Source organism: Bacillus sp. LBA3-1-1.1 (assembly GCF_040676495.1).
Classification (GTDB): domain Bacteria; phylum Bacillota; class Bacilli; order Bacillales; family Bacillaceae_G; genus Bacillus_A; species Bacillus_A nitratireducens.
The window spans coordinates 425,361-448,852 of the sequence record NZ_JBEGIB010000001.1; the positions used below are offsets into that span (position 1 = coordinate 425,361).

General features: G+C 35.8%; 26 protein-coding genes. 20 read left to right on the plus strand and 6 right to left on the minus strand.

The features are described 5' to 3' along the window. Nucleotides 1-11: 11 nt before the first annotated feature. On the plus strand, nt 12-287 hold the full coding sequence (locus MRBLBA3_RS02405; RefSeq protein WP_001258153.1) for a hypothetical protein: 276 nt from the start codon (nt 12-14) through the stop codon (nt 285-287). A gap of 35 nt (nt 288-322) precedes the next feature. On the opposite strand, the gene MRBLBA3_RS02410 is transcribed toward MRBLBA3_RS02405, so the two are convergent. Further along, the gene (locus tag MRBLBA3_RS02410; protein ID WP_002094429.1) at nt 323-523 is read right to left on the minus strand and encodes a YlaI family protein; all 201 of its coding nucleotides are present in this window, start codon (nt 521-523) and stop codon (nt 323-325) included. Nucleotides 524-668: 145 nt separating this feature from the next. Here MRBLBA3_RS02410 and MRBLBA3_RS02415 point away from each other — a divergent pair, with 145 nt between their 5' ends. Next, nucleotides 669-1,124 (plus strand): pyridoxamine 5'-phosphate oxidase family protein, encoded by a 456-nt coding sequence (locus MRBLBA3_RS02415; RefSeq protein ID WP_000024572.1) that lies wholly within the window; start codon nt 669-671, stop codon nt 1,122-1,124. 246 nt (nt 1,125-1,370) lie between these two features. Continuing rightward, a complete protein-coding gene (locus MRBLBA3_RS02420; protein WP_000358078.1) occupies nt 1,371-2,699 on the plus strand; it encodes a PhoH family protein in 1,329 nt (442 codons plus the stop codon). 49 nt (nt 2,700-2,748) lie between these two features. Here MRBLBA3_RS02420 and MRBLBA3_RS02425 read toward each other — a convergent pair whose 3' ends face one another. Further along, a complete protein-coding gene (locus tag MRBLBA3_RS02425; RefSeq protein ID WP_001289780.1) occupies nt 2,749-3,246 on the minus strand; it encodes a hypothetical protein in 498 nt (165 codons plus the stop codon). Nucleotides 3,247-3,396: 150 nt separating this feature from the next. Between MRBLBA3_RS02425 and MRBLBA3_RS02430 the strand changes: the two genes are divergently transcribed. From MRBLBA3_RS02430 to pyc, 3 genes are all read left to right on the plus strand, one after another. Beyond that, nucleotides 3,397-3,684: a YlaN family protein gene (locus tag MRBLBA3_RS02430; protein WP_000135698.1), complete on the plus strand. Its 288-nt coding sequence runs from the start codon at nt 3,397-3,399 to the stop codon at nt 3,682-3,684. A gap of 125 nt (nt 3,685-3,809) precedes the next feature. After that, entirely contained in the window at nt 3,810-4,988 is a 1,179-nt protein-coding gene (ftsW, locus tag MRBLBA3_RS02435; RefSeq protein ID WP_363379665.1) for a putative lipid II flippase FtsW, read from the plus strand. 331 nt (nt 4,989-5,319) lie between these two features. Then, nucleotides 5,320-8,766 (plus strand): pyruvate carboxylase, encoded by a 3,447-nt coding sequence (pyc, locus tag MRBLBA3_RS02440; protein ID WP_363379667.1) that lies wholly within the window; start codon nt 5,320-5,322, stop codon nt 8,764-8,766. A 79-nt stretch (nt 8,767-8,845) separates the two neighbouring features. Here the strand turns inward: pyc and ctaA are convergent, their stop codons facing one another. Further along, nucleotides 8,846-9,787 (minus strand): heme A synthase, encoded by a 942-nt coding sequence (gene ctaA / locus MRBLBA3_RS02445; RefSeq protein WP_001188748.1) that lies wholly within the window; start codon nt 9,785-9,787, stop codon nt 8,846-8,848. 496 nt (nt 9,788-10,283) lie between these two features. On the opposite strand from ctaA, the gene ctaB reads away from it, so the two are divergent. From ctaB to ctaG, 6 genes are all read left to right on the plus strand, one after another. Beyond that, nucleotides 10,284-11,207 carry a protoheme IX farnesyltransferase gene (ctaB, locus tag MRBLBA3_RS02450; protein ID WP_001015049.1) on the plus strand — a complete coding sequence of 308 codons (924 nt, stop codon included), beginning with the start codon at nt 10,284-10,286 and terminating at the stop codon, nt 11,205-11,207. Between the two features lie 93 nt (nt 11,208-11,300). Then, nucleotides 11,301-12,350 carry a cytochrome c oxidase subunit II gene (coxB, locus tag MRBLBA3_RS02455; RefSeq protein ID WP_000745263.1) on the plus strand — a complete coding sequence of 350 codons (1,050 nt, stop codon included), beginning with the start codon at nt 11,301-11,303 and terminating at the stop codon, nt 12,348-12,350. A 60-nt stretch (nt 12,351-12,410) separates the two neighbouring features. After that, nucleotides 12,411-14,246, plus strand: coding sequence for a cytochrome c oxidase subunit I (gene ctaD, locus MRBLBA3_RS02460; protein ID WP_175472357.1), 1,836 nt, complete (start codon nt 12,411-12,413; stop codon nt 14,244-14,246). After that, nucleotides 14,246-14,869, plus strand: coding sequence for a cytochrome c oxidase subunit III (gene ctaE / locus MRBLBA3_RS02465; protein ID WP_000557861.1), 624 nt, complete (start codon nt 14,246-14,248; stop codon nt 14,867-14,869). Before ctaD ends, ctaE begins: the two co-directional genes overlap by 1 nt. Nucleotides 14,870-14,872: 3 nt before the next feature. Then, complete coding sequence (gene ctaF, locus MRBLBA3_RS02470; RefSeq protein ID WP_000279358.1) at nt 14,873-15,205, plus strand: cytochrome c oxidase subunit IVB; 333 nt, start codon at nt 14,873-14,875, stop codon at nt 15,203-15,205. 85 nt (nt 15,206-15,290) lie between these two features. Further along, nucleotides 15,291-16,196, plus strand: coding sequence for a cytochrome c oxidase assembly factor CtaG (gene ctaG, locus MRBLBA3_RS02475; RefSeq protein ID WP_000069008.1), 906 nt, complete (start codon nt 15,291-15,293; stop codon nt 16,194-16,196). A gap of 35 nt (nt 16,197-16,231) precedes the next feature. Here the strand turns inward: ctaG and MRBLBA3_RS02480 are convergent, their stop codons facing one another. Next, nucleotides 16,232-16,597 carry a YugN family protein gene (locus MRBLBA3_RS02480; protein WP_001160931.1) on the minus strand — a complete coding sequence of 122 codons (366 nt, stop codon included), beginning with the start codon at nt 16,595-16,597 and terminating at the stop codon, nt 16,232-16,234. A 204-nt stretch (nt 16,598-16,801) separates the two neighbouring features. On the opposite strand from MRBLBA3_RS02480, the gene MRBLBA3_RS02485 reads away from it, so the two are divergent. The 6 genes from MRBLBA3_RS02485 (at nt 16,802) to MRBLBA3_RS02510 (ending at nt 20,246) form a co-directional block, all read left to right on the plus strand. Continuing rightward, entirely contained in the window at nt 16,802-17,836 is a 1,035-nt protein-coding gene (locus MRBLBA3_RS02485) for a CAP domain-containing protein (protein WP_000757182.1), read from the plus strand. 87 nt (nt 17,837-17,923) lie between these two features. Next, entirely contained in the window at nt 17,924-18,376 is a 453-nt protein-coding gene (locus MRBLBA3_RS02490; protein ID WP_363379669.1) for a YlbD family protein, read from the plus strand. An 11-nt stretch (nt 18,377-18,387) separates the two neighbouring features. After that, nucleotides 18,388-18,633, plus strand: coding sequence for a YlbE-like family protein (locus MRBLBA3_RS02495; RefSeq protein WP_001200915.1), 246 nt, complete (start codon nt 18,388-18,390; stop codon nt 18,631-18,633). Nucleotides 18,634-18,710: 77 nt separating this feature from the next. Next, a complete protein-coding gene (locus tag MRBLBA3_RS02500) occupies nt 18,711-19,283 on the plus strand; it encodes a histidine phosphatase family protein (RefSeq protein WP_363379672.1) in 573 nt (190 codons plus the stop codon). 116 nt (nt 19,284-19,399) lie between these two features. After that, a complete protein-coding gene (locus tag MRBLBA3_RS02505; protein ID WP_000634367.1) occupies nt 19,400-19,852 on the plus strand; it encodes a YlbF family regulator in 453 nt (150 codons plus the stop codon). 127 nt (nt 19,853-19,979) lie between these two features. Next, nucleotides 19,980-20,246 (plus strand): YlbG family protein, encoded by a 267-nt coding sequence (locus MRBLBA3_RS02510; protein WP_002088292.1) that lies wholly within the window; start codon nt 19,980-19,982, stop codon nt 20,244-20,246. 55 nt (nt 20,247-20,301) lie between these two features. Here the strand turns inward: MRBLBA3_RS02510 and MRBLBA3_RS02515 are convergent, their stop codons facing one another. Beyond that, nucleotides 20,302-20,691, minus strand: a complete 390-nt coding sequence (locus MRBLBA3_RS02515) for a DUF7147 family protein (protein ID WP_000616004.1) — start codon at nt 20,689-20,691, stop codon at nt 20,302-20,304. A 515-nt stretch (nt 20,692-21,206) separates the two neighbouring features. Here MRBLBA3_RS02515 and rsmD point away from each other — a divergent pair. Continuing rightward, the gene (gene rsmD, locus MRBLBA3_RS02520) at nt 21,207-21,773 is read left to right on the plus strand and encodes a 16S rRNA (guanine(966)-N(2))-methyltransferase RsmD (protein ID WP_001266992.1); all 567 of its coding nucleotides are present in this window, start codon (nt 21,207-21,209) and stop codon (nt 21,771-21,773) included. Then, nucleotides 21,770-22,261 (plus strand): pantetheine-phosphate adenylyltransferase, encoded by a 492-nt coding sequence (gene coaD, locus MRBLBA3_RS02525; RefSeq protein WP_000200601.1) that lies wholly within the window; start codon nt 21,770-21,772, stop codon nt 22,259-22,261. The genes rsmD and coaD overlap by 4 nt, the downstream gene beginning before the upstream one ends. Here the strand turns inward: coaD and ylbJ are convergent. Then, nucleotides 22,253-23,482 carry a sporulation integral membrane protein YlbJ gene (gene ylbJ, locus MRBLBA3_RS02530; RefSeq protein ID WP_000273073.1) on the minus strand — a complete coding sequence of 410 codons (1,230 nt, stop codon included), beginning with the start codon at nt 23,480-23,482 and terminating at the stop codon, nt 22,253-22,255. The two genes, coaD and ylbJ, sit on opposite strands and share 9 nt — an antisense overlap. Nucleotides 23,483-23,492: the final 10 nt, after the last annotated feature.

Sequence of the window (23,492 nt, forward strand, 5' to 3'; positions counted from 1 at the left end):
GGGGGAGTTTCATGCGCTCGGTACAAGATGCACTATATAATTGGTTAACAATTAAAACTGTTGCGGAAGCGCGTCCAGATGATAGCGCTGCACAAGAAACGTATGTATTATTTCGAAATATGATATATGAAGAGCATAAATTACGAAATGTAGAAGTGGAAAAGAACGAGGAAATGTATTTAATTACATATGAAATTGATGGAGAAATAAGGAGTGCAAGATTTCCAGTAGAAGCAATTGATTGTTTTTTGGATCAGATGAATCGTGAACCAGAAAAATACAAATAAGTCCTTATCTATATGATTAAGGACTTATTTACGGTTTACCAATCGTCTTCTACTTTTTTATCACGATATAATCGGAAATTACCACTTGCATGGCGTTCCATAGTACGCTCTGCAATGCGTTCCGTACATTCCATGCACATATATGTATGAATAGGGCGATTACGCAATTTTTTTGCCATAGGATTTTCGTCATCTAACATATCTTTTTTATCACAAATCATACATCTGACTCTCATTTCGTCACCTCAATACGAATTCTATCAGTATAAGTATATCATGGAAGCATAATGTTTTTGAATAATAGCGGGAAAAAATAATATTTTCGCAATTCGAAAAATAAGTTATGATAGGGGTATAGAAAGATTATTTGGAGGTGGAGATATGGCGAATGTAGTAGAGCCTACATTGACAGATGATTTAGTACAATCGTTACGTAAAGAGTGTATCGTTATGGTAGCAACGACAGATTTCGAAAAACAAATTCCTAACGTAAGTGCTATTTCTTGGGTATATGCAGTGAGTGAAACTAGTATTCGATTTGCGGTAGATCAACGCTCACGTATTGTGGAAAATATACGGCATAGTGCAGGGGTAGTATTGACTATAATGGCGAATGAATCCGTATTTTCCATATGTGGTGAAGGTCAAATTTTAACAGATAGAATGGAAGGGATTCCACTAAAATTAGCTGTAATAGAAGTGAGTGTGCAAGAAGTTCGTGATGTTATGTTTTATGGAGCTAAACTTGCTACAGAACCAGTATATGAAAAAACATATGATCTTCGAGCTGCGAAAAAGCTGGATAATCAAGTGTTGGTAGGAATGAAAGAATTATAAATGGGATGAATAGGAAAGTCGTTCATTAAATTTTGTAATTGAGTATTGTGATTTAATGTGAAAAATAATAATTAAAAGTAATATATTGAATAGAAATGAATAAAAAATAAAGAAAAGGTTTAATTTCTATGAATTTCGATTCTACCTCGTTTATACGTTACATATAATTATAACAATGGTTCGTCCATATTTTATGGATGAAACCCTTGTTCTACAAATTTAAAAGTGGAGTCAGGGGGTAACAGGTTGGATAAAATTTATGTGTTAGATACGAATGTACTTTTGCAGGATCCTTTATCTATTTTTTCATTTGCAACAAATGAAGTAGTGATTCCAGCAGTTGTATTAGAAGAGGTTGATTCGAAAAAACGTTATATGGATGAAGTAGGACGAAATGCTCGTTATGTGTCTAAGTTAATAGATAAATTTCGCGAAATAGGAAAGCTGCATGAAAGTATTCCGCTAGAAAACGGCGGTACATTTCGTATTGAATTAAATCATCGCTCATTTGTTCAACTGCAAGATATTTTTGTAGAAAAAACAAATGATAATCGAATTTTAGCGGTAGCGAAAAACCTATCTTTAGAAGAACAAGAAAAAGAGGACGGGAAGTCTGTTATTTTAGTAAGTAAAGACGTGCTCGTAAGGGTAAAAGCTGACGCAATTGGTTTGAAGGCTGAAGATTATTTAAGTGACCGCGTAATTGAAGTAGACAATATATATTCAGGATTTTTAGAAGGATATATATCAAAAGAACAATTGGATTATTTTTATGAAAAAGGTGAACTGCCTTTATCTGAAATCGCAAATCATCCTTTTTATCCAAATCAGTTTGTTGTAATGAAAGATGCACTAGGGGGCTCTAGTTCAGCACTTGGGATTGTGGATCATTTAGGTAAGAAGGTAAAGAAACTTATTTTTCACAATGAACAAGTATGGGGGATACGCCCACGAAACGTGCAGCAAATTATGGGATTAGAATTGTTGCTTCGTGAAGATATTCCGCTAGTAACGTTAACGGGGAAAGCTGGTACAGGAAAAACATTACTAGCGTTGGCTTCGGGGCTCATGCAAACGGAAGATTTAGGGTTATATAAAAAGCTACTTGTTGCGAGACCAATCGTTCCAGTCGGAAAAGATATCGGTTATTTACCAGGAGAAAAAGAAGAAAAATTAAGACCGTGGATGCAACCGATCTTTGATAATCTAGAGTATTTATTTAATACGAAAAAGCCTGGAGAGCTAGATGCTATTTTAGCTGGAATGGGTTCGATTGAAGTAGAGGCGCTTACCTATATACGTGGGAGAAGTATTCCAGACCAGTTCATTATAATTGATGAGGCACAAAATTTAACGAAGCATGAAGTAAAGACGATATTAACAAGAGTAGGCGAAAAAAGTAAAATTGTATTAATGGGAGATCCTCAGCAAATTGATCACCCGTATTTGGATGAATATAATAACGGTTTAACATATGTTGTAGAGAAGTTTAAAGAGCAACGTATTAGTGGTCATGTAAAGTTTGTTAAAGGGGAGCGGTCTAATTTAGCTCAACTAGCAGCGGATTTATTATAAAAAGGAGTGAGCTTCAGCTCACTCCTTTTTTGTCTTTTAATTATATAATTTAAATGATTGTGAATTTACGGATGTTACGAATCGGATTTTGTCTATTAGATCCATCGTGGAAATATAGATGAACAGGTCCGTCTTCTCTTAATGGTTTACCTTCTTTTGAAAAACCGAGAATTGCTTGATTAGCTGTTTCTAACGGAAGTGTAATCGAATTGTCTGTGGTTTCAATTTCGACTTGAGTAGCACCTTCTAAAATTTCAGCATTTTTAAGAAATGGCTGAAGTGGTATGCCAAATGTTCCGTTAATAAGCTGTTCTTTTTTATATTTCTTTACGCTTTGTTGGATTGGCGGGAAGGCAGCGCCATCACGGATTTCGCGATCCCAATGCTCTGAAGTATGTTTTAAATATGTTTCTAATTCGGATGATTCTTCTCTTGTTTCATCAAAGTAAGTTGTCAAATCTAATTTTCGATCATCAAAAATCCAAACAGTTGGATCGATAGTGATTGGAAAACGTACTTTTCCATTAATAAATAAAATTTCGCTCATTGTTGTTCCCCCATTTGTGTTATACTCCCACTTTTCAGTATAATAGTATTAGACACTGTTGTCACAAAAAATGTTTCTATTGCAATTTATTAAAACTATCGCTAATATTAATAGATAGGAGAGAGTAGGACGGAAACGGAGGGAATCAATTTGGCGTCTGAGACAGTATCAAATCATCAGGAAAAGGCACTAGCCCTTCTACAAGCGGATGCGGAGAAGATTTTAAGACTTATTAAGGTGCAAATGGACAATCTTACAATGCCGCAATGTCCATTATATGAAGAAGTGTTAGACACACAAATGTTTGGACTATCCCGCGAGGTCGATTTTGCAGTTCGCCTTGGTCTTATTGCAGAAGAACAAGGGAAAGCGATGCTAGGAGAGCTCGAACGTGAGTTATCTGCACTTCATGAAGCATTTACAAACAAACAACAATAACGGGTTCAAATAGGAGGGCTCAAACTGAAATAGTTTGGGCTTTTTATTTGTATGATAAAGCAGGAAGAATCTGTATACATATGGAATACAACAATAATTAAATTGAAACAGAAAGAGGAAATGAAATGAAAAAAGTATGGAAATCGATGGATTATTCATTATTACTTCCTCTTATTATTTTATGTGTGTTGGGAGTAATAATGGTATATAGTTCTAGTTCCATTGTTGCGATTTCAAAGCATAACTGGCCAGCAAATTACTTTTTTAAAAAACAATTAGTTGCTCTAGCAATTGGAACGATAATGTTAGCGATTATCGTTGCTATTCCCTATAAGATTTGGAGAAAGCGAATAGTTTTGATTGCAATGGGAACAGGGAGTATTGCTTTATTACTTGCAGCCTTCCTTTTCGGTAAGGAAGTGAATGGTGCAAAAGGATGGATATTAGGTATACAACCAGCTGAGTTTGTGAAAATAACGGTTATTATTACGCTAGCAAACTTTTGTGCCAAGAAACAAGAGACGCAAACAGCTTTTGTACAAGGGATAATTCCTCCTTTAGCTGTTGTCGGTGGAGCGATGGGATTAATTTTACTTCAAAATGACTTAGGGACCGATATACTAATAGGTGGAACTGTACTAATTATGTTCTTTTGTTCGGGAGTTAATGTTAATTTAAGTATAAAACGATTCCTTTTAACGTCTATAATATGGATTCCGGCGTTGTATTTAATTGGGAACTATAAGTTGAATCCATACCAAAAAGCGCGTTTTTCAGTTTTTCTTGACCCATTTAACGATCCTCAAAATGATGGATTCCAATTAATAAATTCTTTTATTGGAATTGCTTCAGGTGGGCTACATGGTCGAGGATTAGGAAACAGTGTACAAAAATATGGCTACTTACCAGAGCCGCAAACAGATTTTATTATGGCAATTATATCTGAAGAGCTCGGTTTTATAGGTGTAGCAGTCATTTTAATCTGTTTATTATTAATTATTATTCGGTCGCTCAGGGTTGCGCAAAAATGTAAAGATCCGTTTGGCAGTTTAATAGTAATAGGGATTGCAGGTTTGTTTGGAGTTCAAACTTTTGTTAATGTCGGTGGGATGTCTGGGTTAATACCGCTTACAGGGGTACCATTACCGTTTGTAAGTTATGGTGGAAGTTCTTTATTGGCTAATTTACTTGCAATGGGTATACTGTTAAATATTGCTAGTCATGTAAAACGACAAGAGAAACTACAGAATGAAACGAATACAGAAATAGGGCAAGGTGGACCACATCTTGTTGTTGTGAAATAAAAAGCACACTGGGACGAAGAGCTCAGTGTGCTTTTTTATTTCGTTTATTTTTAATGTGATATACTATTTTGTTATATCGATTAAAAATATATCACATTAAAATTAATGTGATATACAATAATGTTGTTAGAAAAGGAAGAGGTATGCTATACTGTTTTTGTGAAACAAATTGATCAGAAAACTTATCATTTGTTGAAAAATAAGGTATGATGGATAAAAATAAAGTGAAGCTTTCTAAGTATAATATAATGTGGAAAGTGAAGAACTTCACGCTCTTTAGAGTGTGTATGTATTTTATCTCTAGAGTGGTAGAAAGTAGAGGGGGAAAATCATGACAAAGCTGCAACGTATTCAAAAAGTATTGGTAGCTAACCGTGGAGAGATTGCAATTCGTGTATTTCGAGCATGTTCAGAACTTGGATTAAACACAGTTGCAATTTATTCGAAAGAGGATAGCGGTTCTTATCATCGCTATAAAGCCGATGAGTCCTATTTAGTTGGGGAAGGGAAAAAACCAATTGATGCTTATCTAGATATTGAAGGCATTATTGAGATTGCGAAAAGTAATCATGTAGATGCAATCCACCCTGGATATGGTTTCTTGTCAGAAAATATTCAATTCGCAAAACGTTGTGAAGAAGAAGAAATTATCTTTATTGGTCCAAAAAGTAAGCATTTAGATATGTTTGGAGATAAAGTTAAAGCAAGAACACAAGCGCAGTTAGCACAAATTCCAGTTATTCCTGGTAGTGATGGTCCAGTAAATTCATTAGAAGAAGTCGCAGAATTTGCTGAAAAGTATGATTACCCGATTATTATTAAAGCGTCCCTTGGTGGTGGCGGTCGAGGTATGCGTATAGTACGAGCTAGTGAAGAATTAAGAGAATCGTATAATCGCGCGAAATCAGAAGCAAAAGCAGCCTTTGGTAATGATGAAGTATACGTTGAAAAATTCGTTGAAAAACCTAAACATATAGAAGTACAAATTTTAGCAGATGAAGAAGGCAATGTTGTTCACTTATTCGAGCGTGACTGTTCTGTACAACGTCGCCATCAAAAAGTTGTCGAAATCGCACCGAGTGTATCGCTTTCAGATGATTTGCGTCAACGTATTTGTGATGCTGCTGTTAAGTTAACGAAAAATGTAAACTATTTAAACGCAGGAACGGTAGAATTCCTTGTAAAAGGTGATGAGTTTTACTTCATTGAAGTAAACCCACGTGTTCAAGTTGAACATACAATTACAGAAATGATTACAGGAGTGGATATCGTTCAATCACAAATATTAATAGCTGATGGACATGCATTACATAGTAAAATGGTAGGTGTTCCTAAGCAAGAGGAAGTGGTTGTGCATGGATTTGCAATCCAATCTCGTGTAACGACTGAAGACCCACTAAATAATTTCATGCCAGATACAGGGAAAATTATGGCGTACCGATCAGGCGGTGGTTTTGGTGTTCGTCTTGATACAGGTAATAGTTTCCAAGGTGCAGTTATTACACCGTACTACGATTCTTTACTTGTAAAAGTTACTACTTGGGCACTTACTTTTGAACAAGCCGCTGCAAAAATGGAACGTAACTTAAAAGAATTCCGTATTCGTGGTATTAAAACAAATATTCCATTCCTAGAGAATGTAGTAAAACATAAAAACTTCTTATCAGGAGAATATGACACTTCATTTATTGACGCTTCACCTGAACTATTCTTGTTCCCGAAACGTAAAGACCGCGGAACAAAAATGTTAAATTATATTGGTACAGTAACAGTAAATGGCTTCCCAGGAGTAGGGAAAAAAGAGAAACCAATTTTCCCAGATGCTCGTATACCAAATGTGATACACTCAGAGCCAATCCAAAATGGAACGAAACAAATTTTGGATGAGCGTGGGGCGGATGGATTAGTAAAGTGGGTACAAGATCAAAAGCGTGTACTTTTAACTGATACAACATTCCGTGATGCACATCAGTCATTACTTGCAACTCGTGTTCGTACAAAAGATTTACATCACATTGCAGAGCCGACAGCGAGAATGTTACCAAACTTATTCTCAGCGGAAATGTGGGGCGGTGCAACGTTTGATGTTGCATATCGTTTCTTGAAAGAAGATCCATGGGAACGATTACTAGATCTTCGTGAAAAAACGCCAAACGTTTTATTCCAAATGTTACTTCGCTCTTCAAACGCAGTAGGTTACAAAAACTATCCAGATAATTTAATTCAAAAATTTGTGGAATGTTCTGCTCAAGCTGGAATTGATGTCTTCCGTATTTTTGATAGCTTAAACTGGGTAGAAGGTATGAGAGTTGCGATTGATGCTGTACGAGATACTGGTAAAATTGCAGAAGCGACAATGTGTTACACAGGAGATATTCATGATCCGTTACGTAGTAAATATGATTTAAATTACTATAAAAACTTAGCAAAAGAGTTAGAAGCATCAGGAGCTCACATTTTAGGTATTAAAGATATGGCGGGCTTACTAAAACCAAATGCAGCATATGATCTAGTTTCAGCATTAAAAGAGACGGTATCGATTCCGATTCATCTGCACACACATGATACAAGTGGAAATGGTATATTAACGTATACGAAGGCAATTGAAGCAGGTGTTGACATTGTCGATGTAGCAGTAAGTTCTATGGCTGGTCAAACGTCACAACCAAGTGCGAACACGCTATACTATGCGTTAGGCGGAAACGAAAGACAGCCAGACGTTAATATAGATTCATTAGAAAAACTATCTCATTACTGGGAAGATGTACGTAAATACTACGCACCGTTTGAAAGTGGTATGAATGCACCTCACACAGAGGTATATATGCACGAAATGCCAGGCGGACAGTATAGTAATTTACAACAACAAGCGAAAGCGGTTGGCTTAGGAGATCGCTTCGATGAAGTTAAAGTGATGTATCGCCGTGTTAATGATATGTTTGGTGATATTGTAAAAGTAACACCATCATCTAAAGTTGTCGGTGATATGGCATTATTTATGGTTCAAAACCACTTAACAGAACAAGATATTTTAGAGCGTGGACATTCTATGGACTTCCCAGGATCTGTTGTTGAAATGTTCTCGGGAGATTTAGGACAACCATATGGTGGTTTCCCGAAAAAATTACAAGAAATAATTTTAAAAGGGAAAGAGCCATTAACAGTAAGACCAGGTGAATTATTAGAGCCAGTAGATTTCGATGCTTTACAAGAAGAGTTATTCCATAAACTGGGACGCGAAGTGACGATTTTTGATGTAGTCGCATATGCGTTGTATCCAAAAGTGTTTATGGACTACGAAAAAGTTGCTGAGCTTTATGGAAACGTATCTGTGCTTGATACAACGACATTCTTCTATGGAATGAGACTAGGTGAAGAAATCGATGTGGAAATCGAACAAGGTAAAACATTGATGGTTAAACTAGTATCAATCGGAGAGCCTCAGCCAGATGGAAACCGTGTACTTTACTTGGAGTTTAACGGTCAACCACGTGAGATTGTTGTGAAAGACGAAAGTGTAAAAGCAACAGTTGCACAACGTGTGAAAGGGAATCGTGAAAATCCAAACCATATTAGTGCAACAATGCCAGGGACAGTTATTAAAGTAGTTGTAAAAGAAGGCGATGAAGTGAAAAAAGGCGATTCTATGGCAATTACAGAAGCGATGAAAATGGAAACGACAGTTCAAGCACCGTTCAATGGTAAAGTGAAGAAGGTATATGTTAATGATGGTGATGCAATTCAAACGGGTGACTTACTCATTGAGTTAGATCACTAAAATAAAGAAAAGAGCTGTGTGAAAGCAGCTCTTTTTTAGTACAAATAATCCCTTGCCGAATTGGCAAGGGATTAAAGTATTACTTTGTTTTATTTTGCTTAGAATTCAATTCAGCTTCTTTTGCATTGACCGTACTTCTTGTACCTAACATAACTAAATAGCACAGTACAGCAAACAAGCAAGAAATGAAGAGAGAATGTAATAATGCCATTGATAAACTAGCATTTGTAAATACGACTAAAACTCCCACTACAGCTTGAAGTGTAACAAGGATAAATGAAATAATCCATCCCCAGTATACTACAGGTTGCTGCTTGTAATGGCGAATAGCGATAATCATCGCATATAGTATCCAAGCGAAAATTAACATCGCTGCAACTCTATGTCCCATTTGAACCCACTCATGTAGTTGAGTTGGCATAGGTCTATTTTTGCTACATAAAGGGAAGTCTGGACAGGCTAAGCTTGCTCGTTCGTGACGTACTAGAGCTCCTGTGTAGACAACGATATAACTGTAAATTGTTACACCGTAAATATGAAATTTCATTTTTTTGTCCATAATAAGAGAACGTGCATCGAATTTTTGATCAATTTCAAAAATAAGACACGTTAACAAGATAACAGAAGCAAATGAAATTAAGGAAATACCAAAGTGAATAGCTAATACAGCAGGCATTTGTCCCCAAACAACTGCCGCCGCTCCCATTAGTGCTTGGGCTACTAAAAATACGAAGGATAAAATTGCTAACGTCTTTGTTTCGCGCACATGTTTATAATATTTCCAGGACAAAATACAAAGAAGAGTAACAAGGATTCCTGCTGACCCTGATGTAAGGCGGTGACTTAGCTCAATAATAGTTTCCATTGATAAATTAGATGGAATCAATTCACCGTTACAAAGTGGCCATGATTTACCGCATCCTTGGCCTGACCCTGTTTTTGTAACTAAAGCGCCTCCTAGTAAAACTATTAATAAATCGAGACTTGTAATGACTGCTAACCATTTAATAAAGCGTTGCAATCTCTTTCACCATCTTTCTGCTATGAAGTTATTGCGAAATATTTTCATTCCATTATGTATAGAATAAAACGTGCTACAGTCCTATGATATATAAAAAATAATAAAATAGCAAAGAAATGAAGGGTGAGGGCAATGCACGTATCACGAAGAAAAAAATGGGAATTAACATACATATTTTAGGTAAAAATAAGGAGATTTTAAAAAGAAATAGGGAGAATACATGCTAAATATGACAAAATAGTTTATTATAGAAGATAACATCGTGTTATGATAAGGATAGAGTAGAATAAAGTTTTTTAATATTCGACACAAAAAGTTCATGTTTTCTTCACAAAATGTTCGGGAAATATGATTTAATATATTGGAGTATGGGCGTAGATTAGTAGTAGAATGGGTTAACAATATTTCTACTGTAATAATATTGCTATATAAAGCGAAATATTTCATATGAAATAAAAGCTAAGAAAGATGATAGGTTTAAGAGGGGGTTAAAGTGATGAACCATGCAACAAGTGAGCTGCATGATGAGTCAGCTGTTTCAAGTGTACCGGAAACAACTCGGTTACAAGATTTATCAGCACTCGTTAAAATGGGTATTGTAAACTCAAATACACTTACTGTATTTACAGGATTTTGGCTGGCTTTACATTTTAATGGACTAAGTGTTATGGACCATCTAGATAAGCTGTTTTTCACAATCGTTGGTTCTGCATTAATTATGGCAGGGGTATGTTGTTTAAATAACTACATTGACCGAGATATCGATCCATTAATGGAAAGAACAAAAAACCGTCCAACGGTAACAGGGAAATATAAACCTGGATTTGCACTGGCATTTGGACTTGTAATTTTACTACTTGGATTTGCATTTTTATTACTTACTACACCAATGGCAGTATTCATCTCATTTATTGGTGCCTTCACATACGTTGTTTTATATACGTTATGGACGAAGAGAAAATATACATTAAATACTGTTGTAGGTAGTATATCAGGAGCAGTTCCACCTTTAATTGGATGGGCGGCAATTGATCCGTCTTTAAGTCATCCAATTGCTTGGATGTTATTTTTAATTATGTTTATTTGGCAAATCCCACATTTCCTCGCATTAGCGATGAAACGTGTTGATGAATATCGAAATGCAGGAATCCCAATGCTTCCTGTTGTACAGGGATTTGATATTACGAAACGTCAGATTATGATTTGGACAGTATGTTTATTACCACTACCATTTTATATGAGTGGGCTTGGAATAACATTCATGGTAATTGCAACATTGCTAAACATCGGATGGATCGTACTAGGGTTTTATGGCTTCCGTAAGCAAGATGACATCAAATGGTCCGTAAAAATGTTTGTTTATTCCCTGAATTACTTAACAATCTTATTTGTGTCAATGATTGTAGTTACATTCTTCTAAGACAACGACATGATTGGATTTCTTTACGTTGAGATTTACTTTACTTAACTATAAAGTACAATCTAATTCACAAAGAAAGTGGGGGTTGTTTGTATGAAGAAACAGTGGCGACTGCTTTCGTTCGTTTCACTGCTGGCTTTACTGTTAGGGGGATGCGGTAAAGCCTTTCAATCTACTTTAATTCCGCAAGGAGAAGTAGCAAAAATGCAATATGATTTGCTCTTACTAGCGAGTGCAATCATGATTGGAGTAGTACTTGTAGTTACTATTATTTTCTTATATGTAATTGTGCGTTTCCGACAAAAAAAGGGTGAGGAAGATTTCATTCCAGAGCAAGTTGAAGGAAATCACAAACTAGAAATTATATGGACAGTTATTCCGATTATTCTTTTGTTAATCTTGGCTGTTCCGACTGTTACATATACATTCAAGCTTGCTGATGTAAGTGCGATGGAGAAAAAGAATATTGATAAAGATACTATCGTTGTTGATGTAACAGCGAATCTTTATTGGTGGGAATTTTCTTATAAATCAGAAAAAATAGTAACTTCTCAAGATTTAGTCATCCCCACAGGTAAGAAAGTGTATTTGAATTTGAAGGGTGCCGATATTAAACATTCGTTTTGGGTTCCATCTTTAGCTGGGAAAATGGATACAAATACAGATAATGTAAACAAAATGTGGTTAAAGGCAGATAAATCGGGCACTTATAATGGTTTTTGTACAGAGTTTTGCGGCCCGTCACATTCTTTAATGCAATTTAAAGTGAAAGCTTTAGATGAAAGCGAGTACAAAAAATGGCTTGCTGATATGAAGAAGATTGATGGGAAAAAAGAAGTAGCTTCAACAAAGGCGCAAGAAGGCCAAGAAATATTTAATAAAAGCTGTATTGGTTGTCATGCAGTTGGATCTAATGATAGTAGACCACCTTCCGCTCGTATCGCACCAAACTTAGCAAACTTTGCAGATCGCGATACAGTTGCTGGTATTGCCGAAAACAATGAAGAGAACTTAAAAAAATGGCTGAAAGATCCTGAAAATATGAAGCCAGGTAATAAAATGACTGGTAAATATGGCAACTTAACGGATGATCAAATTAATGCATTAAATGCATATTTACAAACGTTAAAGATTGAAAAGTAAAGAGGGATCATTTGCGAAGGGGAGGTTGAAAACGTGAGTTCTGTAGCAAAAAAACAGGGGATGGGTGCTGTCATATGGGATTATTTAACGACAGTAGACCATAAAAAGATTGCCATTCTCTATTTAATTGCAGGTGGAGTATTTTTTATAATAGGCGGAATAGAAGCGCTATTTATTCGCCTTCAGTTAGCGATTCCTAACAATGCTTTTCTTGTTGGGGATGCTTATAATCAAGTATTAACGATGCACGGTACAACAATGATTTTCCTCGCAGCTATGCCACTCGTGTTTGCATTTATGAACGCCGCAGTACCACTTCAAATTGGAGCACGTGATGTGGCGTTCCCGTTTTTGAATTCACTCGGATTCTGGTTGTTTTTCTTTGGTGGAGTATTTTTAAATTTAAGTTGGTTTTTAGGAGGAGCACCTGATGCAGGTTGGACATCGTATGCATCTTTAGCTTTAGCCTCAAAAGGGCATGGTGTTGACTTTTATGTACTCGGCTTGCAAATATCAGGTATTGGTACATTAATTGGAGGTATTAACTTCCTTGTTACAATTATTAATATGCGAGCGCCAGGAATGACCTATATGCGCATGCCGATGTTTACATGGACAACATTTGTAACATCGTCACTTATATTATTCGCATTTCCTCCATTAACTGTAGGATTAGGTCTTTTAATGCTAGATCGCTTATTTGGCACAAGTTTCTTTAATCCGGCATTAGGTGGGAACACAATTATATGGGAGCATTTATTCTGGATCTTCGGTCACCCAGAAGTATACATTCTTATACTCCCAGCTTTCGGAATATTCTCAGAAATCTTCGCCACATTTTCGAAAAAAAGATTATTTGGTTATTCATCGATGGTGTTCGCGACTGTATTAATCGGATTTTTAGGATTTATGGTATGGGCGCATCATATGTTTACAGTTGGTCTTGGTCCTGTTGCGAACGCTATCTTCTCAGTTGCAACAATGGCGATTGCAGTTCCCACAGGTATTAAAATATTTAACTGGCTCTTTACAATGTGGGGTGGAAGTATTAGGTTTACAACACCAATGATGTGGGCGGTAGCTTTTATTCCATCATTCGTTATGGGTGGAGTTACAGGCGTTATGCTTGCATCTGCACCAGCTGATTATCAATTTCATGATAATTATTTTGTGGTAGCACATTTTCATTATGTAATTGTCGGCGGTGTTGTATTTGGTTTACTTGCAGGTGCACATTATTATTGGCCACTTATGTTTAATAAGGTATTAAATGAAACGCTAGGAAAGATAACATTTTGGTTATTCTTTATCGGTTTCCATTTAACGTTCTTTATTCAGCATTTCCTTGGATTAATTGGTATGCCACGTCGTTATTACACATACCTAGAGGGACAAGGATTAGAAATGGGGAATATGATTAGTTCTATTGGAGCAGTATTTATGGCTCTTGGCACAATCGTTCTTTTATTCAATGTAATTAAAACAACAGTGTCAAAAGAGAAGGCTGGTCGTGACCCATGGGATGCACGTACATTAGAGTGGACAATGCCAGCACCTACACCGGAATATAATTTCAAACAATTACCATTTGTTCGCGGGTTAGATCCGTTTTGGATTGAAAAACGTGAAGGTAATAAAGAGATGACAGCTGCGGAACCAGTTGGTGATATTCATATGCCAAACCCTTCGTTTTCACCGTTTATCATTTCTTTAGGTTTATTTATAGCCGCGTTTGGTGCGATGTATATGCAGGGTGGAAAAGATAAGTTTTGGTTGTTAGTAGCAATTATTGGTTTAATCATTACATTTGGTACAATGTTCCTTCGCTCAGTAGTCGATGATCATGGATATCATATTCATAAAGAAGATTTAGAGGATAAGGGGGGCAAGGCATAATGCATGTAGATGAAAAATTAACGAATGAAACATTTCCAGCAGAGCCTGAAAAAGCAACCCTTGAGGGAAAAAATAAGTTTGTCGGTTTTTGGTTATTTCTTGGAGGCGAAACGGTGTTGTTCGCTTCCTTATTCGGCACATATTTAGCATTAAAGAACTCTACAAATGGCGGACCAACATCTCAAGAGATGTTTCAAATGCCACTCGTTTTCATCATGACGATGCTTTTGTTAACAAGTAGTTTAACGAGTGTATATGCAATGTATCATATGAAAAATTTCAACTTTAAGAAAATGCAACTTTGGTTACTTGTAACAGTGTTGCTGGGATTAGGATTTTTGGGGTTTGAAATATATGAGTTTTATCATTATACGCATGAATTTAAGCATACTATGAGAAGTAGTGCATTTGGTTCTGCATTCTATGCTCTTGTTGGTACACACGGGCTCCACGTGTTGTTTGGATTATGTTGGATTTTAACATTAATCTTTAGAAACGCGAAGAGAGGCTTAAATTTATACAACGCACCAAAGTTTTATGTTGCATCAATTTATTGGCACTTTATTGACGTAGTTTGGGTGTTTATTTTCACTGTAGTATATTTAATGGGAATGGTGGGATAAACAATGGCCGTAAAGCAAACGAATAATCCTAAAGTTGATCTTGTTTATCGGAAGAGAAAAAGTGCGGAGGAGATGAAGCATCAAGTTATTACGTTTGCATTAATGATTTTTTTAACATTAGTTGCATTTGTGGCAGTTGCATTTCCGAAAACTTTTAGTCCGACTTTCTCTGTACCATTTATTTTACTATTAGCAGTGGTACAAGTAATTTTTCAATTGTATTATTTTATGCATATGAGTCATAAAGGACATGAAGCGGCAAGTTTCTTTCTTTATTCTGGTCTGTTAATAGGATTAATTACAATTTTAGCTTTTATGACGATCGTGTGGATCTGAAAAGTGAAAAATAAGGGAGCTTGTGTTGTCACAGCTCCCTCTTCACATTATGTGAAAGGATAACCTTAAGAAGGTGGGTGTGACAATGAGTAACTTGTGGATATTTGGTTTTCAAGCTCTATGGAGTCCGATCTTTTTATTATTTATGTTTTCGATTCTTATTGGGTACTTTTTAATTATTGGACCATATAGAACGCGATTTGAAAATGCGACGAAGGTAAGTAAGAAGCAAATTTTTTATTTTACGACTGGGATTGTCCTCTTGTATTTTGTAAAGGGAGGACCTATTGATTTAATTGGTCATATTATATTTAGCGCACATATGTTTGAAATGGCAATAATGTATATTGCAGTTCCCCCGTTATTACTGCTTGGTATACCTGTATGGCTATATCAATATATTACTTCTTTTAAGTTCGTTCAAATTGTGCTAAAGGTTTTTGCAAAGCCGCTTATTGCGTTGTTCGTATTTAACGGTCTGTTTTCCTTTTATCATTTGCCAGTTGTTTTTGATACAGTAAAACAAAGTCAAATAGCGCATCCTATTTGCCTTGCTATATTGTTTTTTGCAGCAATGATGATGTGGTGGCCGATGCTAAATCCGTTGCCGGAATATCAAACGTTAAGTGATATAAAGAAGCTTGGTTACATGTTTGCTAATGGTATTTTATTAACACCAGCTTGTGCATTAATAATTTTTGCGACTGCCCCATTATTTGCAACATATACGGATTCAGCCGCTTGGATGAAGGCGATGGAACTTTGTGTACCAGCGGGTACTTTATCAGATTTAAATATAACCGGACCAGAATTTTTACATTGGATGCCAGTCGTACAAGACCAGCAAACAGGCGGTATCATTATGAAAATTGTCCAGGAAATAGTGTACGGTACGATTATCGGCTATGTGTTCTTTAAATGGGCACGTAGAGAGCGTGAAAAGGATAAAGAGCAGTTGCAAGAGTTACCCCCTTATTTGCAGACAAAATAAAAACGAGAGCATCTTATTGATGCTCTCGTTTTTTGTTATTCTATAATTTGAAATTCTTTCAATTCTTTTTCAATATTTTGTAGGAGTTGTTCGCTTTTTTGAAGTACATTCGTTGGGAAAATCTCATCATCACCATATTCAACGCCATGAGGATAATAGTGTTTTCCTAATAAGGGAGGTAATAGTTTTACTTGAGCGTGTCTACCGCCGATGTCACCTTCAACAGCAAAACCTTGTACACGTAAATAATAAATATCCGTTAATATTTCAAATTTATAATCATATGTAATGCGTTCATAATCCCATTGTCCAGCGAGTACAAAATGGTTGTTTTCCATGATTTCAGTTAAAAGAGTTAAATCTACGACTGCATCATTAAACTTTGTATTTGTAAATTGCATAAAATACCTCCTTCTTAATGTTATACTGTTATTTTTATAATAGTATGAATAATAAGAAAGTGCAATTCATATTGAGAGAAAAGGGATAATCCAGACTTTTTTCGTGAAAATATGATATAGTGAAAAGAGTACGGTACACACAAAAAGGAAAGAAAAGGATTTGTGTATATCTCAATTTTATGTTTTGTTCAGGAGGTATATCGTTTGAAAAAAGTATTACGTATCGTAATCATTACATTTTTAATTTTAGCTGTGGATTTATACGGGAAATTACTCGTTTCGCAATATATATTAACCCCATCTCACTCTAAGCAAGAAAATAAAATTGTGAAAAAGAAAAAGCAAATAAATGAAGAAACCTCAGACACTGTTTTAAATATGATTGGTGGGGACTCTGAGAATTTATTAGCAAAGTGGGGCGAACCATCTCGAATAGAGCCGTCTGCCTATGGATATGAATGGTGGGTGTATAATCAAGATTTAACTCAGTATGTTCAATTTGGAGTTGCTGAACGTAAAATTGTAACGGCGTATGTTGCTGGTGAACAAGTTAAGGTGACACCTTATTATATAAATGAAAAGTATGAAGAAGTATATAAAAAGAATCCGATTTCACATGAGATTTCATTAAAAAGAGGGAAAAATAATTATCAATTTGAGTTATCTGATACAGAAGTAATGGAACAACCACTAATACCTGTAGAAGATGGATGGGCGCAATTATACTTTGATCATTTTACACATGAGCTTGTTGGTGTTCGTTATATGGATGATGAAACGTTATTACGCCAAAGACCGTATCAGCTTGTTTATTCAGGAGAATTAATAGCGGAACAACCATTGACTCCAGAAAAAATGAAGCAAGTAGAAAATGGAAATATGCAGCAAATTCTAGACTTAACAAATATTATTCGAGGTCGTCATGAATTACCGTTGTTAACATGGGATCAACAAACGGCAGACGTTGCATTTGGCCATAGTAAAGATATGAAGGATAATAATTATTTTTCCCATGACTCGCCTACTTTTGGTACGTTAGGAGATCGTCTGCAACGTGGTCAAGTAGCTTTTCAACTTGCTGGTGAGAATATAGCGGCGCAACATAGTGATGGAATCGCAGCGGTACAAGGCTGGTTAAATAGTGAAGGCCACAGAAAAAATTTATTAAATGAGCAATTTACTGGATTAGGTGTTGGGGTATACGATAAGTTTTATACTCAAAACTTTATTCGAAAATAAAAAGGTGCATGAATCGTCTAAAAATGGGCGAACCATGCGCCTTTTTTTTCTTACAATATAGTAGATATACAAGAAGAGGTGAGGATTATGCCGACAACAAAAGGGCCGTTGCATCCATCGGTTCAGCAGTTTAAAGAATTTGTAAACCATCACCCTAAAATGGTTCATGAGGTTAGAGGTGGCCAAAAAACTTGGCAGCAATTTTATGAAGAATGGTACTTACTTGGTGAAGAGGATCGAATATGGGCAGCGTATAGACCTGATGGAGCACCTGCTTTTTCTTCAGTGAAAAAAAATAAAGAGAAAAAAGAAGATAGAACTGAAGAAGAGAAAACTGAAGAAGAAAAAGCTGCTGATGTGATGGGACAAATGCTTTCTTTTTTTAAAAAGCTAGACGTAGAACAAATGCAGCAACATTTAGCAAATGTAACGAGTGCGATTGGTAGTGTGCAACAAGTTATACAACAATTTCAAGGAAACCGCGCGCAAGAAGAACAAAGTACTTCTGAAAATAATCCATTTTTCTTTCAAAAGGATTAGGGGGAAAGAGGATGAGAGCAGATCTTATGGAGTCTATAAAAGCTGATGAGGATTTAACTCGTTATATCCGGGAACAGCCGTACTGGTATCGGAAATTAACGCGTAATCCAGAAGAAAAAGAAGCCTTTGAGTTAGCTGCTATGCAGCATTTCAAAAAAACAATACCGGATAAAGTGGAAAAATTTCAAAATCAATTAGCGGTGGCTTCAATTATGATTGATATGTTTCAGTATATGAAGCAGCAAAATACGACGTAATTGGAAGGTGAAAACTATGTCCGTCATGCAAAACTTTTGTTACAATAGAATCGGATTATTTAAAAAGGAGTTGCAGCATGACGGAAATTTGTTTAGTACGACATGGACAAACTGATTGGAATTTTCAAGAGATTATTCAAGGGCGCGAAGATATTCCGCTTAACGAAGTTGGGAAAAAGCAAGCGAGTCAAAGTGCAGCTGCCTTGCAAGCGGAATCGTGGGATATTATTATCAGTAGCCCTTTAATTAGAGCTCAAGAAACAGCTAGGGAAATTGCTGAGGCTATTGGGTTGCAATCTATTTTATTAGATGAGCGATTTATGGAACGTAATTTTGGAGAAGCTTCTGGGAAACCAGTTGCGACAGTTAGAGAGTTAATTGCAGAAGGTAATGTAAAAGGTATGGAGCGGGACGAAGAGATTGTAGAACGCTGTTTTACCGCTTTACAAGAGGTTGCAGCAACCCATGGAGATAAGCGTATTATCATTGTTGCGCATTCACATGCAATAAAAGCAATTTTACATGCGATTACACCAGAGGAAATTACATTTAAAACGCCGTTTAAAAACGCATGTATTAGCTATGTGAAAGAAAATAGTGGGAAATGGGATGTTCTTAAATACAATGTTGCGGAGCATATTAGCGTATAGGAGTATAAGAGGATTATATGAAAAGAAGTTAGAAGCATATCTTTCTTTTAGGTGAGAGACTTCAATTAGTAGTTCTGTCCAAAATGTGTTATGATGAATACTCGGAGGTGTCTCTCATGATTGTAGCGACGCTGGAAAGCGTACTGATTTTAGATAAGGCAGAGCAGCTTGCAAAATCAATCATTTGTTCAGATATAGCAGAAGATTATCGTAAGTGTTATAAGGATATACAAGAAGATATAGATGTCCAGACGCTAATTCAACAGTTTACAGCGATGAAAGAGCGATATGAAGAAGTGCAACGCTTTGGTAAATATCATCCTGACTACACTTTCGTTTCAACGAAAATGAGGGAATTAAAGCGTTCTGTAGATTTGCATGATAAAATTGCAGCCTTTAAAAAAGCAGAAACTGCTTTACAAAAGTTATTAGATGAAGTTAGTGTAGCAATCGGTTCGGAGGTATCCTCTTCCATTAAAGTTCCAACAGGAAATCCGTTTTTTGATGCGGGTGGCTGTGGCGGTGGTTGTGGTACCGGAGGCGGTTGTGGTTGTAAAAAAACGGGGTAATTTACCCCGTTTTTTAGAATATGGAAGAAAACGTATACAGAGTTTTTCCTTTAATGTCATAAATTTCTGATTGGTTTTCATAAAAGATAAGAATATAAGTTTTTAAAAGGAGAAGATGGAGAAGATTATGTTCGGGCAACGACAAAGTATGATTGTTTATTTACATTCATTGAAACATGCCAAGATTTTAAGGAAATATGGTAACATTCATTACATATCAAAACGATTGAAATATGCGGTTGTATATTGTGATATGGAACAAATTGAGCATATGATGCAAAAATTGAATAAACTTCCTTTTGTAAAAAAAGTAGAACAGTCGTATCGCCCATTTTTAAAAACGGAATTCGAAAATTCACGTCCTGATCGGGCGAAGGAATACGATTATAGCTAATAAAAAAATCCCCTGCTAAATTTAGTGGGGGATTTTTTTTATTTTAAATAACATGTTACTTCATTGGAGGAATGAAATTGTTCATCCGTAAAATACCAATTAGATGATTGAAAAATAGTTCTTTTTCAGGGAAAGTTGTCGACGGTTTTACAGTAAAGGTAGTAACTTTTTTCCCTATTTGTTCTGCCGTTTCTTCAAATAAAATAACACGTTTGCTTTTTTTATTTTCAAGTACAGGAATGCCTTCACGACATATGTATAATGGCTGAAAATCACCAGTAGTTGTAGGTTTTAGTATTACAACAAGTGAACACACTTTTTTTTCGTTTTTTACAGTTTCAAATTGTAACATATGTGTTATACGTTCTTTGTTTGCTTTGGCAATTTCGAGTAATTCATATAAATCAGAGTAGCCTTCTCCGAGTTCTATAAAGCGTTGAATCATATTTTTTCCTCCTCTTTCTTTTACTGTACCATCTCACTTTTTAAATGAAAAGTAGACAAAGAAAAAAACCCTGCAATGCAGGGCCCTTCTTATACTAGTATGAACTAGTAAGAAGGCAAAGGGAGAGGAGAAACCGGAGGAAGAACTTATGGGGAAACGTAAGTCTTCTCCGCGGTTGGCAACAACATCGAAGGTGATGTTGTTATATTTATTTATGTCCAATCTAAATGAAGATATACATAATGAAATTAAAATTTATGTTAGGTTTTTTATTTTTCTTTTTTTTATTTTATGATAGGATAAAAAAGGTAAAGTGGAACTGATGTACATAGAGGGTTGTTGCTTGCAAAAAGTGAAATGGATATGAAAGAAATAGCGAGCGGTTATTTTAACTGAGGTTTTCAATTTTTTAAATAACAAATTAATGAAAAAATGTATGAATTGGTAGCGGTTACTGAATTGAAAAGAATTTGCTGTAATCGCTCTATAGATTGAAATAAAGGTAGTGACAACAGATGAGAGTAGTTTCAGGAAAATGTAAAGGGCACCCACTTAAAGCGGTACCTGGTAATACAACGCGTCCAACGACAGATAAAGTGAAAGAATCTATTTTTAATATGATAGGTCCTTATTATGATGGTGGTATCGCTCTTGATTTATTTGGTGGTAGCGGTGGTCTTGGAATTGAGGCCATAAGTAGAGGGATTGATAAAGCGATTTTTGTTGATCGAGATAGTAAAGCGATAAAAGTCATTCATCAAAATTTAGAAAGCTGTAGACTACAAGAACAAGCTGAAGTGTATCGAAATGATGCAGAGCGTGCGGTGAAGGCGCTTATAAAGCGTGAAATATCATTCGATCTTATACTAATAGACCCTCCATATAAAGCTCAAAAAATTGTTTCTTTAGTTAGTGTGATGGATCAACATGGATTGTTAAATAAAGATGGAATCATTATGGCAGAGCACGGGGATGACGTGGTTTTACCTGATTCTATAGGAGAACTTGTAAAAGTACGAGCGGAAAACTATGGGATTACAGCAATTTCGATTTATAAGTATGAAGGTGAGGGGACGGAATGACAAGTATAGCTATTTCTTCAGGGAGTTTTGATCCAATTACCCTTGGGCATTTGGATATTATTAAAAGGGGCGCAAAAGTATTTGATGAAGTATATGTAGTTGTTTTAAATAATTCATCAAAAAAACCATTCTTTTCGGTAGAAGAACGCTTAGAGTTAATTCGAGAGGCGACAAAGGATATTCCGAATGTAAAGGTTGATTCACATAGTGGATTATTGGTGGAATATGCAAAAATGCGTAATGCAAATGCAATATTACGTGGTTTGCGAGCGGTTTCTGATTTTGAATATGAGATGCAAATTACTTCAATGAATCGAAAATTAGACGAAAATATAGAAACCTTTTTTATTATGACAAACAATCAATATTCATTTTTAAGTTCAAGTATTGTGAAAGAAGTTGCGAGATATGGAGGAAGTGTAGTAGACCTTGTTCCTCCGATTGTAGAGCGAGCTTTAAAAGAAAAGTTTCAAACCCCGTTAAAGTGAACGGGGTTTTTCTTTATAAATACGTAAAAACAATAAGATAACATATAAATATAAACAAAATAAGGTGAAGATTGGTCCGTAGTGTATAAATGCTGTCCAAATATCATTTAGTGTAAAAGAATGATTCAATAAAAATACGGGAATATCTTCTTGTGTAGGCGAGACAGAATGAACTTTTTCATAAAATGGTTCCCAAAATATAAAAGTGAGAATAGGAGCGATAATACTTTGGATAATTCGAGCTAAAAAATATGGTTTAAAACGGATATCTGTCTCCGCTAATATGCTTGCTACTTGTGCCTGAATAGAAAGACCACTAAATGCTAAAATGAAGCTTGTTACCATTGCTTGTTGAAGAAGTGTTGTTTCATTTATTTGGCTGATCATTTGGCTTCCAAGCGTCATTTCAAAAATACCGGATAATATCGGAATATTAAATTGGGAGGTAAGTTGGAAGAATGATAAAATATGTTGCATAATAAAAGAAAGCGCTTCTGTAATTTCGAAAACAGTAATCATTTTATTTAAAACAGAGAATAAAATAATAAACCCACCAATCATGAGCAGTGTTTGAATAGAAGAAACGATAGCGTCACCAAGTAGTTTTCCGATTGGCCTTTTTTCTTGCATACGCGTTTGGTGGAGAATGGAAAAAGGATTTTGAAAGGCACGTTTTTGATTCGTATGTTTTTCTTTTATGTAAGTATCGTTACTACCATAAAAGCGCATCAGTAACCCGACGGTAAAGTTACTTATATAATGTGCTGCTGCTAATACGAGCCCTAATTTCGGATTATTGAAAAAACCAATAGAAACCGCTCCAAAAATAAAAAGCGGATTAGAAGAATTTGTGAAAGATACGAGTCGTTCCGCTTCAATTTGTGTTAGTTGATTGCTCTTGCGTAGTCTAGCGCTTAATTTGGCGCCAGCGGGGAATCCTGAAGCCATTCCCATTGCCCAAACAAACCCGCCTACCCCTGGAACACGAAACAATGGACGCATTAGTGGTTCTAATATAACACCGATAAATTTTACAACACCAATACTGATTAGAAGTTCCGCAATGATGAAAAACGGTAGTAGTGAAGGGAATACAACTTCCCACCATATATTTAACCCTCGAATTGAAGCTTGCAAAGCAGCTTGGGGGTGGAGTACAAGAGAAAAGGTTAAAAACAACATTGATATGGTAAGAAAAGCAGTTTTCCATTTTTCGTACATGTAAGAAAAT

What these genes read in the sequence shown, in the direction of transcription:
- MRBLBA3_RS02480 (WP_001160931.1), bottom strand. Translation starts at nt 16,597, where the DNA reads ATGCAATTTACAAATACAAAGTTTAATGATGCAGTCGTAGATTTAACT.
- MRBLBA3_RS02495 (WP_001200915.1), top strand. Translation starts at nt 18,388, where the DNA reads ATGAGAGCAGATCTTATGGAGTCTATAAAAGCTGATGAGGATTTAACT.
- rsmD (WP_001266992.1), top strand. Translation starts at nt 21,207, where the DNA reads ATGAGAGTAGTTTCAGGAAAATGTAAAGGGCACCCACTTAAAGCGGTA.
- MRBLBA3_RS02490 (WP_363379669.1), top strand. Translation starts at nt 17,924, where the DNA reads ATGCCGACAACAAAAGGGCCGTTGCATCCATCGGTTCAGCAGTTTAAA.
- MRBLBA3_RS02505 (WP_000634367.1), top strand. Translation starts at nt 19,400, where the DNA reads ATGATTGTAGCGACGCTGGAAAGCGTACTGATTTTAGATAAGGCAGAG.
- ctaD (WP_175472357.1), top strand. Translation starts at nt 12,411, where the DNA reads ATGGGTGCTGTCATATGGGATTATTTAACGACAGTAGACCATAAAAAG.
- MRBLBA3_RS02410 (WP_002094429.1), bottom strand. Translation starts at nt 523, where the DNA reads ATGAGAGTCAGATGTATGATTTGTGATAAAAAAGATATGTTAGATGAC.
- MRBLBA3_RS02405 (WP_001258153.1), top strand. Translation starts at nt 12, where the DNA reads ATGCGCTCGGTACAAGATGCACTATATAATTGGTTAACAATTAAAACT.
- MRBLBA3_RS02500 (WP_363379672.1), top strand. Translation starts at nt 18,711, where the DNA reads ATGACGGAAATTTGTTTAGTACGACATGGACAAACTGATTGGAATTTT.
- ctaE (WP_000557861.1), top strand. Translation starts at nt 14,246, where the DNA reads ATGCATGTAGATGAAAAATTAACGAATGAAACATTTCCAGCAGAGCCT.
- MRBLBA3_RS02515 (WP_000616004.1), bottom strand. Translation starts at nt 20,691, where the DNA reads ATGATTCAACGCTTTATAGAACTCGGAGAAGGCTACTCTGATTTATAT.
- pyc (WP_363379667.1), top strand. Translation starts at nt 5,320, where the DNA reads ATGACAAAGCTGCAACGTATTCAAAAAGTATTGGTAGCTAACCGTGGA.
- ctaG (WP_000069008.1), top strand. Translation starts at nt 15,291, where the DNA reads ATGAGTAACTTGTGGATATTTGGTTTTCAAGCTCTATGGAGTCCGATC.
- MRBLBA3_RS02425 (WP_001289780.1), bottom strand. Translation starts at nt 3,246, where the DNA reads ATGAGCGAAATTTTATTTATTAATGGAAAAGTACGTTTTCCAATCACT.
- ftsW (WP_363379665.1), top strand. Translation starts at nt 3,810, where the DNA reads ATGAAAAAAGTATGGAAATCGATGGATTATTCATTATTACTTCCTCTT.
- coxB (WP_000745263.1), top strand. Translation starts at nt 11,301, where the DNA reads ATGAAGAAACAGTGGCGACTGCTTTCGTTCGTTTCACTGCTGGCTTTA.
- ylbJ (WP_000273073.1), bottom strand. Translation starts at nt 23,482, where the DNA reads ATGTACGAAAAATGGAAAACTGCTTTTCTTACCATATCAATGTTGTTT.
- ctaF (WP_000279358.1), top strand. Translation starts at nt 14,873, where the DNA reads ATGGCCGTAAAGCAAACGAATAATCCTAAAGTTGATCTTGTTTATCGG.
- MRBLBA3_RS02415 (WP_000024572.1), top strand. Translation starts at nt 669, where the DNA reads ATGGCGAATGTAGTAGAGCCTACATTGACAGATGATTTAGTACAATCG.
- MRBLBA3_RS02510 (WP_002088292.1), top strand. Translation starts at nt 19,980, where the DNA reads ATGTTCGGGCAACGACAAAGTATGATTGTTTATTTACATTCATTGAAA.
- ctaB (WP_001015049.1), top strand. Translation starts at nt 10,284, where the DNA reads ATGAACCATGCAACAAGTGAGCTGCATGATGAGTCAGCTGTTTCAAGT.
- coaD (WP_000200601.1), top strand. Translation starts at nt 21,770, where the DNA reads ATGACAAGTATAGCTATTTCTTCAGGGAGTTTTGATCCAATTACCCTT.